Source organism: Paenibacillus sp. FSL M7-1414, assembly GCF_038003195.1.
GTDB classification, from domain to species: Bacteria; Bacillota; Bacilli; order Paenibacillales; family Paenibacillaceae; genus Paenibacillus; species Paenibacillus amylolyticus.
The window spans coordinates 1,431,613-1,444,465 of the sequence record NZ_JBBOOS010000001.1; the positions used below are offsets into that span (position 1 = coordinate 1,431,613).

Sequence of the window (12,853 nt, forward strand, 5' to 3'; positions counted from 1 at the left end):
TAGTTATGAAATAATAGAGCGAACTTTAGAGAGGTGTATGCAATGAATAACCAATCACATCAGGATCATTCATCCCGACGGGAAAGATTGTTTGTAGCAATTCGTCTTCCTGTTGCTGTTCAGCAGTCTCTTCAGATGGATGCAAGGCTTGTACAGAACAAGCTAGATTTTCGTAAATGGACAGATCATAGAGATTATCATATAACCTTGCAATTTCTGGGGGATACATTAGTTAGTGACATCGGGCACCTGCGAAAAGCATTGCGCTCAGCAACAAGCGGATTACAGCCGTTTGAACTTCAGCTTTCCGACTGGGGCACATTTGGACTTGAAGAAGCACCTAAGGTGCTTTGGAAAGGTGTTAGCGGAGAGATAGAGCACTTGTTTTCATTGCAAAAACAAATCGTGCAGGCGACTTCGCCCCTGGGGTATGAAGCTGAATTAAGACCTTATGCTCCCCACATTACCATTGCCAGAAAATATCTGGGACAGCTTCCAGGTAATGAAAATAAAGGGATATCTGGAGTGCTTCCGGAACATTCCACAGGTGTTAATTCATGGATGGTGGAGGACATTGTACTTTATGTGACAAGGCTGGGACAATCGCCAATGTATGAGGTCGTGGATACGTTCACTTTTTCCTGATAATCATTTTTATGCCATAAAATCACATTGACATAACGTTTATCCCTATGTAATATTAGCCATCGTTATTCAAATTCTTTTTTTTGGGTTACTTAGTTAAGGGAATTGTTTCGACAGGAGGAATCTTCGAATGAACATTATAAGCAAAAATCGTTGGGTAGCACCGATGTTATCAGTGCTGCTTGTATGTATAGTGGGGGTAAATGTCGTTCAGGCGACGGGGAAGTGGAATGAAGCTAGTGATAGTAAACAGATGACCGAACTTGCGGCTTCTGGGCAAAATAACCAAACATCTACGCAAGAAGAGAGGCGCATGATGGAAGATGGGACAAGTCTGTCCTCTAATCTGTCTGCCCAAACCGTAGCGTGGACTGAATCTCTGCCAGCGAAGAACTGGCTGACGACTGCTCAAGAAGAGCAGGAATTGCAAGAAGCCAAGGCCAAGAACAAAGCTAGAGCGGTAGCTGCGGCCAAAGCCAAAAAAGAAGCTGCACTGAAATTGGCCAAAGTGAAACGTGCCAAAGAAGTCGCTGCTGTAACAACTCCCCCCCAAAAACTATACTTTACACGGACCAAACTTCTGAACCAGGAAGACTCGAAACTTGCAACCTGGTCATACAGTGTGTCCGATAAAGAACTGCATCTGCTGCAAAAAATCGTCATGGCAGAAGCGGAAGGTGAACCGTACGAAGGCAAAGTGGCAGTTGCCAATGTTGTCTTAAACCGGCTGCGGTCAGCCAATTTTCCCGATACCATTTACAAGGTCATCCATCAGAAATCCCAGTTTAGTCCTGTAGCGAACGGACGTATGAAACGTGTGGTTCCCAACGAGGACAGCATCAAAGCAGTGAATGCTGCGTTGAATGGGAAGAAGGAAGTTGCCGATGATACGTATTATTTCTTATCATTGACGCTTGCTGACGATCTGACAGTTGCTCGCTCGCAGAAAAAAGTAAAAACGATCGGTCATCATACTTTTTACAAGTAATCGACCCGTAAATTCTGCAAACAGGCAGGGTAGTTAACTGTGTGTGCTTCACACGGCCCTTGAAAAAGCCTGAATCGTAGTTTTATTTCGTTATTTTAAAATATCGTTATACTCTAAATTACCCTTTTTTCTGCCAAATCATACGGTTGAATTAGTGAAAATAAAAGAAGGTTCCCTTCCAGAAATTCGGAAGGGAACCTTCTTTGTATATCGTGAGCAATTGTCTTGTCCCCTATAACACCTCGTGAGAGCTGTTCTATAGGTCCGTAGAGGCGTCAGAATGGTATTCTGGTACCTGACAAGGATGTGGCAGTAATTCCGGCTGTGAAGCGCTCCAAGGAGGTTGTTGTGACTTCGGCTGTCGTCGGAAACAATAAGTCATGAACAGCTTGAGCACAGCACTTCGGATCATAGACCGAATGGTTACCTGAATGATGCGCTACGTTCAGCGGGCTTTCAGTTTGAGTAGATGCCTGCTCCACTAGTTGTCTGAAACGATTGGTGATCACGTCGGCAGAGTGAATGACGTGGCCGTATCCGGCTTGTACAAAGTATTCACAGTTCTCTTCCTCTTGACCTGCAATCGGAGGAATGAACAACATCGGTAGACCCTTGGCCAACGCTTCAGTGCATGTCATGCCACCTGGCTTCGTAATCAGCACATCGGATACATCCATCAGTTTGCTTACTTCCCGTGTATATCCCAGAATACGAATATTCGGATGCTGGAAGCAAGGCATTTCCTTCATTTTTGCGATCATTTTTTCATTGCTCCCTAGACAGAAGACCAGTTGAACACGATCTGCCCAAGACGTGAGAGCTTTCATATGATCCTCATCAAACGAAAGTCCCCATCCGCCACCCATAAGTAGCGCTGTAGGCATGTTCTGAAGCCCCATCTCTTCCCGTAGCTTCACCTTATCTCCTGCTTCCCAGAAGTCTGGATGCACAGGGATTCCCGTGATCTGAATATGGGAGGGATCGACACCCCGGATCTCAAGCAATGCTTTGACCTGAGGGGTAGAGACCAGATATTTGTTCACTTCCGGATTAATCCATGTTCCGTGCACGTCATAATCCGTCACAACCGTATAGAGCGGGATATTCAGACCCTGGCGTTTGAGCCGGGAGATGACAGCATTCGGAAAAGGATGGGTACAGATCACCGCATCGGGTTTCAGTTGGGATACGACCTGTGCCGTCTGTGTATAGAAAATTCGGTGCAACGCCAGCTTGGTAAAACCATTTAATGATTTATTGTACTGTGTGCGGTACAACAGGCTGACCAGTTTGGGTTGAACCGATAGTGTCTTTCGATATGCAGAGAAAATTAATGGAGCTACCGTTGGGTTCAAAAATTTGCCTAGTTCAATGACACGACTGTGAACATGTGGACTGACTTTTTTGATGCCATGTGCCAGCGCATGAGCGGCCTGAGTGTGACCGGTACCGAAACCTTCCGATAATAAGAGCACTCTTGGTTTTCGCATGAGTTCACCTTTATTCATAAGTTTTAATTCAAAATGAAGATATTCATTGTTTATTCTAGCTATGGAATGCGTTACTACATGAATATACATTGAAGCACAAAATCATGTTTCTTCTATGAATATTTACACCATATATCATACAATGAGACAACTTAAACTTCATTATATACACGTATTATCTGAGTCATCTTACACTATAGACGACGACAGAAGGAGTTTCCACTGCATTTAGGTTAAAAAATATTAACACAATTTTTAAAATGTTAGGGTTGCAATCTGTTTTCGAAGGTGGTATTGTAGTTTTTGACCGAATGACTGAATTGTATTTTTGGTCATTTATGTAGAGCGATTGAACAATGAATGTGATTAAAGGAGGGATTAGATGGCTCCGATTGACAGGAGACAGCAGGTTATTCATGCAGCAGCCCAGTCGTTTGCCATGTTTGGATACAAAGCAACGACGATGGATCAGGTCGCCAAGATTGCGAACGTTGGCAAAGGAACGATCTATACGTTTTTCACCAATAAGGAACAATTGTTTGATCAGATCCTGGTAGAAGTGATTCAGGAAATGAAAAACATCGCGCATCGTGAAGTACATCAGGAAAGTGCATTTTTCGATAATCTGTTTCGGGTACTGGATGCCTTGTTGGAGTTTCGTCGTGATCACGATCTGCTCGTTAAGTTATCTCAGGAGCTGAAGGACTTTGGAACGCTGCAGGCCAAGGAAGGTTTGGACAAGGTGGAGAAAGTAATCTCCGACTTTCTGGCTAAGGAGCTTGAGAAAGCAAAAGACAATGGAGAGATTCGAGATTGTGATCCGCAAGTCGTCGCATTTATGATGATTCGCCTGTATATTGCACTCACCTCAGACTGGAGCAAACAACATCAACCGCTGAGCAAAGAGGAAATCAAGACTTACTTTCGCCTTTTCTTAATGGAAGGAATTGCTGCTGTAACGTAATCCGAATTTAATCTACTATAATATAAGGATTTTCACGCGTATCAAGCAGGGAGGCTTGTCGGAAGACAGGTTGTTTTTTTGTCCTAAAGTGACCGTTTGAGGAAAGTGGTCACTTCGTGTTTCAGTATGTTTTCTGGAATGCGACATTGTATTTCATTATGGTTATTCCTGCTCATGGAGCAGAGAGATTAAGGGGAGAAAATGACATGAAATCTTTATCCGTGTTTTTCAAGGATGTGGGATCGGCCGTGAGAAACCCGAAGGTGTTGATCCCTGTTATTGCAATTATGTTTATACCGATCCTGTATAGTGGCATCTATCTGGCAGCCTATTGGGACCCGTATGGTCATGTGGATGAGATGCCGGTTGCCGTTGTTAATCTGGACAAAGGCGCTGAGCTGGAGGGCAAATCCCTCCATGTAGGTAGTGATCTGGTGGATGAGTTGAAGAAAAATGCCGATTTTAAATGGGATTTTGTCAGTGCCAGTCAAGCTAAAGAAGGCATGAGTAATGACAAATATTATATGCAAATTACGATTCCGGAGAACTTCTCATCCCAAGCAACAACATTGCTCGATGACAAGCCGGAGCCGGCTGATCTGATCTATGAACCGAATGGCAATTACAGCTTTGTCGGTGCACAGATCGGTAAGACCGCTATTAAGGACCTGAAAGCAAAAGTCTCAGCCAAAGTAACGGAATCCTATGCAGAGACATTGCTCGACAAGTTCTCCGAAGTATCGGATGGCTTGGCTGAGGCAGGCGATGGGGCTGGTGAACTGAATACCGGTGCAGGCAAACTGGATGATGGTGCTGTTAAGCTCAAGGATAACCTGGCGAAGCTTGCATCCGGAACGCTTGAACTTCAGGAAGGACTTTCTCCATTAAGCGATGGTGTTAACGCGCTGCATACAGGGGCAACCAAGCTTGAAAGTGGAACATCGAATCTTGTATCCGGTCTGCAACAGCTTCAGGCAGCCGCTTCGAGCCAGCTTCAGAGCGGAGCAGATCAGTTGAAGGATGGCAGCGCCAAGTTGGAAACTGGACTCCAGTCTTCACTGGATGGCACAAGTAAGTTGCAGGCTGGCCTGAAATCTTCAGAACAGGGCAGTGCAAAGCTGTCGGATGGTCTGCAAAGTGCAGTTCAGGGCAGCGGTACACTGGCAACAGGCCTGCAATCGGCTGTAGATGGCAGTTCCAAGGTTGCTGATGGTGCACAGGGCGTAGCCGCCGGATTGAAACAGCTTGCTGCATCGAACCCCGAACTGGCTGAAAATGCGGATGTACAGAAGCTGCTTGCGGCAAGTGAGGCTGTTGCTGACGGCAGTGCACAATTGAATGAGAGCGAGCAGAAGCTGGCACAAGGTGCAGATCAGCTGCATCAGGGTAACCAGCAACTGGCTGCGGGTGCAGCCGAGCTTCATGGAGGTCAGGAGCAACTTCTGGCTGGTGCGAACCAACTGGTGGATGGTCAGAAGCAATTGCTGGCTGGTGCAGGGCAGCTCAGTCAAGGAGGCGCTAAGCTATCCGATGGCCTGAAGCAGTTCAGCGGCAAATTGGGTGATGCTGCAAGTGGCGGTACATTGCTTGCAGATGGTGCCAAGCAGCTGGGCTCAGGAACAACAGCTTTGCAAACGGGTGTAGGTAAACTAAGTGGCGGCGTTAATTCACTAACCGATGGTTCCAAGCAATTGGGTGATGGTGCGGGCAAACTGGCTGACGGCCTTACTGAGCTAAAAGATGGCTCGAGTGAACTGGCAACCAAGCTGAATGATGCCGCTCAGAAAACATCCGAAGTTAAGAAAACGGATGACGTAGTGAACATGTTCGCTGAACCGGTGAACTCCTCGGAGAATACAGCAGAGAACGTGAGCAATTATGGTACAGGATTGACACCGTTCTTCCTGTCGATCGGTCTGTTTGTGGGATCGTTGATTTCCACGATTGTATTGAAAATGCGGGAAACGTCCGTACCTGGTGCAACAGGCTGGAATCGTTTTGTCAGCCGGACACTGGTATTTGGGTCCGTAAGTATTTTCCAATCAGTTATCGTGGCAAGTTTCATGTTATATGGTCTTGGACTGGAGACGCACAGCGTAGGGCTGTTCTACCTGTTTACCATTATTACGGGGCTGACCTTCATGTTGATTGTTCAGGCACTTGTAACCTGGCTGGATCTGCCTGGACGTTATGTTGTCATTCTGCTGCTGGTCTTCCAGCTTGCGGCTAGTGCAGGAACCTTCCCGGTAGAACTGATTCCATCATGGCTTCAGGCATTTAGCCCTTGGTTGCCAATGACACACAGCATTATGGGCTTCAAAGCCGTGGTATCGAGTGGTAATCTGGATGTGATGTGGCATCAGGCAGGTATTCTTAGCATCTATGCAGGTGTATCCATTCTGCTGACGCTTGCTTACTTCCTCTGGAATGGCAGACGTCCGAAAAAAGAAGTCGAACAGGCTGATTCTGGTCAAGTTGTGACGGCATAAGTCGAACCTGATCTTCAGCAGGGTCATATTTTTGAAAAAAACTTTATTTTCTTGTAGTGAAATTATGCAATATAGTAGTCAAATAGTGCAAATAGCCTGTGACCCCAAATAGGGGTTGCAGGCTATTTTGTATACAAATGCATAGAGAAGTAAAGTTTCGCTGGCTTAAGCAGTGAAAATTTGGTGGAATTATGGATAAACGTAGGCGGCACATGGAACGATTTTCTTCTGTCAGCAATTTAATTCAGTTGTACTCTGGCTTAAAAAGTGTATAATTATTCGAAAAAGATATGAATTTAAACGTCACTACTGTAAAGCTGTACTGCAAAACATTTCTTATCAGAGGTATTAAAAAGTTTAAATTGCGCTGATGTTAGGTCGGTGTTAAAATAATAGAACTATATCAAAAAAACGTCGCTCCATTTCAGTAGCCGTGCCAGCGGCTGCGTGTTGATTTATACAGGCTGTTTGCCGGATCGTCCGGATCAGCTCATCTCATTTAATGGCTTCTGCCCAATAGCAGGCATTATTTTTGACAGTCTCATGCTGTCACCTCTTCTATCTAGCAGGCTCTATCGCAAGCGAAAGGCCAGCTCCTCCCGTTTCATTGTTGCCTGTTGCCTATGTTCTTGATCTTTCCGAAATACTTCATTATAGAAAGGTTGCGTTCCATGAGACACATCGGATTACCTCCAAAACAGGGTCTGTATGACCCGCAGTTCGAAAAAGACGCATGCGGAATGGGTTTTGTTGCCAACATCAAAGGAGTACCTTCACACGATATCGTTAGTCAGGCACTGACCATGCTCAGTAACATGGAGCACCGTGGAGGACAGGGAAGTGAACCGAATTCTGGTGACGGAGCAGGTATCCTGATTCAGATTCCACATCGCTTTTTTGCAGAGGAAGCGAAACGCCTTGGTTTTGCATTGCCTGAACAGGGATTCTATGGCGTAGGGATGTTGTTCCTTTCCCAGGACCCTGCCATTCGCAGTGCGCATGAAGAGAGCCTTAAGAAGATTATTGAAGAAGAAGGTCAGACGTTCCTGGGTTTCCGGGATGTTCCTACTTTTGATGAAATGCTTGGCCGTTCTGCACTTGCAGCGAAACCTTATGTACGTCAGGTGTTCATTGGAAGATCCGCAGATGTGAAGGATGAGCTTGGATTCGAGCGTAAGCTGTATGTTATTCGCAGACGTGCTGAACTGGCTATTCGTTATTCGGCAGATGAAGCAGAAGGTGGTTCGTTCTACCTTCCGAGCATGTCTTGTCGCAAAATTGTATATAAAGGCATGCTGACAACTGAACAAGTTGGCGGGTTCTATCTGGATCTGCAGGAAGAACTCGTGGAATCGGCCATTGGACTTGTGCATTCCCGTTTCAGTACCAACACCTTCCCCAGCTGGGAACGTGCCCACCCGTATCGTTTCATGATCCACAACGGTGAGATCAACACGATGCGTGGTAACGTGAACTGGATGCATGCACGGCAATCCTTGTTCGAGAGCGAGTTGTTTGGTAACGACATCGCGAAAGTAAAACCGGTTATCAATCCGGACGGTTCGGATACAGCCATGTTTGATAACACGCTGGAGTTCCTGTATCTGAGTGGTCGTTCCCTGCCACACGTGGCGATGATGATGGTTCCTGAACCTTGGAGCACAGATGAGGACATGGACCCTGCCAAAAAAGCATTTTATGAATATCACAGCACGATGATGGAGCCTTGGGATGGACCAGCAGCAATGGCCTTTACAGATGGTTTGCAAATTGGTGCAACACTTGACCGTAATGGATTGCGTCCAGCTCGTTATTATGTAACCAAGGATGACCGTATTATCCTGTCCTCCGAAGTTGGGGTACTTGATATTGCGCCGGAAGAGATCCTGTACAAAGATCGTCTGCGTCCAGGTCGGATGTTGCTTGTGGATACACAAGAAGGCCGCATCATCGCGGATGAGGAAGTAAAAGCAATCATTGCAGCCGAGAATCCGTATCAGGATTGGCTTGATGAGCATTTGATGGATCTGAGCGAGTTGCCGGACGCACCGGAACTTCCTGATCCAAAACATGATAACGTGACCCAGCTTCAGCTCGCTTATGGTTATACATTTGAAGAACTACGTAAAATCCTGGAGCCGATGGCAACAACAGGTATGGAAGCTACGGGTTCGATGGGGTATGATGCACCGCTGGCTGTGCTGTCCGATCGTCCGCAGCGTCTGTACAACTACTTTAAACAGATGTTCGCCCAGGTAACCAACCCGCCAATCGATGCAATCCGTGAAGAGATTGTAACGTCTACGGCAACAACCATTGGTCCTGAGCGCAACTTGCTGAACCCTGAACCGGAGAGTTGTCGCCAGATCCGTCTGGATACACCGGTATTGTCTAATGAAGACTTTGCGAAGATTCGCCATGTGCGTCGCCCAGGCTTCCGCTCCATGACGATTCCAATCTTCTTCACCGCTGCGGAAGGGGCAGAAGGACTTCGCAAAGCTATGGATTTGCTCTTCGAAGCTGCAGATCGTGTTATCGACAAAGGTCATAACATTCTGATCCTGTCTGACCGCGGTGTGGACGCAGAGAATGCTGCCATTCCTGCATTGCTTGCTGTAGCAGGTCTGCATCACCATCTGATTCGCCAGGGAACCAGAACCAAAGTCAGCATTATGCTTGAATCGGCAGAACCGCGTGATATTCACCACTACGCGTTGCTGCTGGGTTACGGTGTAAGTGCGGTGAATCCTTATCTGGCCTTTGAAACGCTGGATGACATGATTCAGCAAGGGTTGTTGCGTGGTATCTCGCATGAGAAAGCAGTGAAAAACTACATTAAAGCAGCTACCAAAGGCGTTACTAAAGTATTGTCCAAAATGGGGATTTCTACGATTCAATCGTATCGTGGAGCTCAAATCTTCGAAGCGGTAGGTCTGAAATCAGATTTCGTTGACCGTTACTTTACCTGGACACCTTCCCGTATCGGTGGAATTGGGTTGGAAGAAGTGGCAGCCGAAGCGTTGACACATCATAACCGTGCCTTTACGGAAAAAGACGGTAACGATAAAGTATTGGATTCCGGTGGGGATTATCAATGGCGTAACGACGGAGAAGAGCATCTGTTCAATCCGCAAACCATTCATACCCTGCAACATGCAGTACGCACTGGGGATTACAAGCTGTATAAAAAATATTCCAAGCTCGTGCAAGGTGAGAATGATCAATTGTTGACCATTCGCTCCATGCTGAAGCTGAAACCGGTGGGAGCTTCCATTCCACTCGAAGAAGTTGAATCCGTAGAAGATATCATGCGTCGTTTCAAAACAGGTGCAATGTCCTTTGGTTCGATCAGTAAAGAAGCGCATGAAGATCTTGCCATCGCTATGAACCGTGTTGGAGGTAAATCCAATACCGGTGAAGGTGGAGAAGATCCGGCTCGCTTCATTAAAGATAGCAACGGGGATTCCCGTCGCAGTGCGATTAAACAGGTAGCATCCGGACGTTTTGGTGTTACATCCAACTATTTGGTTAATGCCGATGAGATTCAGATTAAAATGGCACAGGGAGCTAAACCAGGTGAAGGCGGACAGCTGCCAGGACGTAAAGTGTATCCTTGGGTTGCTGAAGTTCGTGGATCTACACCGGGTGTAGGTCTGATCTCGCCACCACCGCATCACGATATCTACTCGATCGAAGATCTGGCAGAGTTGATCTATGACTTGAAAAATGCCAATCCGCGTGCTGAGATTAACGTGAAGCTTGTATCGGAAGTGGGCGTAGGTACCATCGCAGCTGGTGTAGCCAAAGGGCGTGCCGACATTATCCTCGTCAGCGGTTATGACGGTGGTACAGGTGCATCACCGCAAGGTTCGATTCGCCACGCAGGTATGCCTTGGGAACTAGGTCTTGCAGAGACACATCAAACGTTGATGTTGAACAATCTGCGTGACCGTGTCGTCCTCGAAACAGATGGCAAAATGCTTAACGGCCGTGACCTGGCGATTGCTGCCTTGCTTGGAGCAGAAGAGTATGGATTCTCTACGGCACCGCTCGTTGCACTTGGCTGTATCATGATGCGTGTCTGTCAGATGGATACCTGTCCGGTTGGTGTAGCGACACAGAATCCGGAATTGCGTAAAAATTATATGGGTGATCCAGCTCATGTGGTTAACTTCATGCGATTTGTTGCTGAAGATGTGCGTGAGATCATGGCTGATCTTGGTTTCCGTACTATTCAGGAGATGGTCGGGCGCACAGATTGCCTCGAAACGGTAGAAGCCGTAGATCACTGGAAGAAAAAAGGTGTGGATCTGTCTGTATTGTTGCACGTGCCTGAAATGCCGGAAGGCTCTGCACGTTACCGTACACAGCATCAGAATCACCAATTGGAAGAAACGCTGGATATGCAACAATTGTTGCCACTGGCACAGTCTGCTATTGAATCCGGTCAACCGGTTGAAGCGGTGCTTCCAATTACAAACGTTAACCGTGCAGTAGGTACCATTTTGGGTAGTGAGATCACACGCAAATATGGACTCGCAGGATTGCCTGAAGATACGGTTAAATTCAAATTTGTCGGCTCTGCCGGACAAAGCTTTGGGGCCTTTGTACCTAAAGGTATGACCTTGACCGTTGAAGGGGATTCCAATGACTACGTAGGTAAAGGACTGTCCGGAGGTAAACTGATCGTGATGCCTTCTCCGAAAGCAACGTTTGAGGCGGAAGATAACATCATTATCGGTAACACGGCTCTCTACGGAGCAACAAGCGGCGAAGCGTATATCCGTGGTATTGCGGGTGAGCGATTTGCTGTACGTAACTCGGGCGCCAAAGTAGTTGTTGAAGGTGTAGGCGACCATGGTTGTGAGTATATGACAGGTGGACGTGTCGTTGTACTGGGCGATACAGGTCGTAACTTTGCAGCAGGGATGTCCGGAGGTATTGCTTATGTGTATGATCCGGAAGGAACATTCCTGAAACGTTGTAATCTGGAAATGGTTCTTTTGGAGCGTATCGAAGATGTGGCCGAAAGTGCAGATCTGCGAGGCATGATTCAACGTCATGTTGCCAACACAGGAAGTGCTGTCGGTCAGCGCGTTCTGGATAACTGGCAAGATGCGCTGAATCAGTTCGTTCGGGTTATTCCGAAGGACTTCAAACGTATGACAGAACAGATCGAACGGATTCAGGCAACAGGTTTGACTGGAGAAGCAGCGCTGCTTGCAGCGTTTGAAGCGAATATGCGTGAACTTGCACGTGCTGGAGGTTAATAACTTCCTTGTTCCAAGGTGGAAGTGCATGAACAGGTTGTATTAAGAATAATAGGAGCAATATGGTTGCCATTCCGGCATCATATTGCTCCTATTTTGCTTTCGACAAAATTAGAACCCCATCAAAAAACGTTATCGCCATGAGACGACAACATCGAGGAACTTTCTCAAGTATAATAAGGCTAGTTTTGGAGGGCAGGGAAAGTATAAAGATAAGAGAGGTTAGCGGAATGAATATGAAGCATCCAAACAGGGACGATCGTAGGCCGACAGGTAAACAAGTCGAAGCAACCCAGATGGACATCATGAAGGTGTTACTGCAATGCGGAATCGACCCGGAGCGTTGGAACCATTTCGTATCCTCCGTCAACAACAAGCGTCCTTGACACAATAGACAAGCATGGAATGAAAGGGAATTAAGTCACAAAAAAAGCCCAGAAGCCAGAGATGTTATCTCTCGGGAACTGGGTCCTCTTTTCGGGTTTAGTCCATACTGCGTTCCATTCGGACAAACGCAATAAAACGACGTGCTTCTTCTTCTGTTAAGGACTTCCCATCAATCATCAGATCGAAGCGTTCCAACACTTCCTTATCCGACAACTCCAAGGTATCAACGAATTCACGTACGTCTTCATCCATCACAACATCGCTTTGCTTTGTACGTCCTATAAGATAATCGATAGACACATCAAAGATGTCAGCAAGTCTCGTTAACACTTCGAAATCCGGTTTACGTCGATTCTTCTCGTAGTGGGAGAGAGCAGCTCTTGTAATATGAATGGAGCTCGCAAGTTCTTCTTGAGTAAGTCCCCGCTGTTCCCGTAATTCCGCAATGCGATTTCCGTAGCTCATAAGCTATTTCCCCCTGAACGACATCAAATATATATTGAAACAATCCTGAGCCAAGTGTTTGATCAGGGCAGCTTTCCTGCAAAAGAGTAACTCCTCATGTGTTTCCTTTAACCCATTTCAATTTGTAAATAGGTCTGTCTAAGGACATCTCAAAT

General features: G+C 46.5%; 8 protein-coding genes. 6 read left to right on the forward strand and 2 right to left on the reverse strand.

Features of this window, described 5'->3' with window-relative positions:
* Positions 1 to 42: 42 nt before the first annotated feature.
* Positions 43 to 645, forward strand: a complete 603-nt coding sequence (thpR, locus tag MHH92_RS06345; RefSeq protein WP_340902701.1) for an RNA 2',3'-cyclic phosphodiesterase — start codon at positions 43 to 45, stop codon at positions 643 to 645.
* Positions 646 to 775: 130 nt separating this feature from the next.
* Positions 776 to 1,633: a cell wall hydrolase gene (locus MHH92_RS06350; RefSeq protein WP_047841962.1), complete on the forward strand. Its 858-nt coding sequence runs from the start codon at positions 776 to 778 to the stop codon at positions 1,631 to 1,633.
* Between the two features lie 275 nt (positions 1,634 to 1,908).
* On the opposite strand, the gene MHH92_RS06355 is transcribed toward MHH92_RS06350, so the two are convergent.
* Entirely contained in the window at positions 1,909 to 3,123 is a 1,215-nt protein-coding gene (locus MHH92_RS06355; protein WP_047841963.1) for a UDP-N-acetylglucosamine--LPS N-acetylglucosamine transferase, read from the reverse strand.
* A 382-nt stretch (positions 3,124 to 3,505) separates the two neighbouring features.
* On the opposite strand from MHH92_RS06355, the gene MHH92_RS06360 reads away from it, so the two are divergent.
* The 4 genes from MHH92_RS06360 to MHH92_RS06375 all read left to right on the forward strand — a co-directional run bounded on the left by MHH92_RS06360 (position 3,506) and on the right by MHH92_RS06375 (position 12,232).
* Positions 3,506 to 4,087 carry a TetR/AcrR family transcriptional regulator gene (locus MHH92_RS06360; protein ID WP_036611349.1) on the forward strand — a complete coding sequence of 194 codons (582 nt, stop codon included), beginning with the start codon at positions 3,506 to 3,508 and terminating at the stop codon, positions 4,085 to 4,087.
* A 206-nt stretch (positions 4,088 to 4,293) separates the two neighbouring features.
* Entirely contained in the window at positions 4,294 to 6,576 is a 2,283-nt protein-coding gene (locus MHH92_RS06365) for a YhgE/Pip domain-containing protein (protein ID WP_340902709.1), read from the forward strand.
* Between the two features lie 671 nt (positions 6,577 to 7,247).
* Positions 7,248 to 11,846 (forward strand): glutamate synthase large subunit, encoded by a 4,599-nt coding sequence (gltB, locus tag MHH92_RS06370; RefSeq protein ID WP_340902710.1) that lies wholly within the window; start codon positions 7,248 to 7,250, stop codon positions 11,844 to 11,846.
* Positions 11,847 to 12,076: 230 nt separating this feature from the next.
* Positions 12,077 to 12,232, forward strand: a complete 156-nt coding sequence (locus MHH92_RS06375; protein ID WP_017690128.1) for a hypothetical protein — start codon at positions 12,077 to 12,079, stop codon at positions 12,230 to 12,232.
* Positions 12,233 to 12,329: 97 nt separating this feature from the next.
* Here the strand turns inward: MHH92_RS06375 and MHH92_RS06380 are convergent, their stop codons facing one another.
* A complete protein-coding gene (locus tag MHH92_RS06380) occupies positions 12,330 to 12,698 on the reverse strand; it encodes a helix-turn-helix domain-containing protein (protein ID WP_047841965.1) in 369 nt (122 codons plus the stop codon).
* Between the last annotated feature and the right edge of the window lie 155 nt (positions 12,699 to 12,853).

What these genes read in the sequence shown, in the direction of transcription:
- thpR (WP_340902701.1), top strand. Translation starts at nt 43, where the DNA reads ATGAATAACCAATCACATCAGGATCATTCATCCCGACGGGAAAGATTG.
- MHH92_RS06380 (WP_047841965.1), bottom strand. Translation starts at nt 12,698, where the DNA reads ATGAGCTACGGAAATCGCATTGCGGAATTACGGGAACAGCGGGGACTT.
- gltB (WP_340902710.1), top strand. Translation starts at nt 7,248, where the DNA reads ATGAGACACATCGGATTACCTCCAAAACAGGGTCTGTATGACCCGCAG.
- MHH92_RS06355 (WP_047841963.1), bottom strand. Translation starts at nt 3,123, where the DNA reads ATGCGAAAACCAAGAGTGCTCTTATTATCGGAAGGTTTCGGTACCGGT.
- MHH92_RS06365 (WP_340902709.1), top strand. Translation starts at nt 4,294, where the DNA reads ATGAAATCTTTATCCGTGTTTTTCAAGGATGTGGGATCGGCCGTGAGA.
- MHH92_RS06360 (WP_036611349.1), top strand. Translation starts at nt 3,506, where the DNA reads ATGGCTCCGATTGACAGGAGACAGCAGGTTATTCATGCAGCAGCCCAG.
- MHH92_RS06350 (WP_047841962.1), top strand. Translation starts at nt 776, where the DNA reads ATGAACATTATAAGCAAAAATCGTTGGGTAGCACCGATGTTATCAGTG.
- MHH92_RS06375 (WP_017690128.1), top strand. Translation starts at nt 12,077, where the DNA reads ATGAATATGAAGCATCCAAACAGGGACGATCGTAGGCCGACAGGTAAA.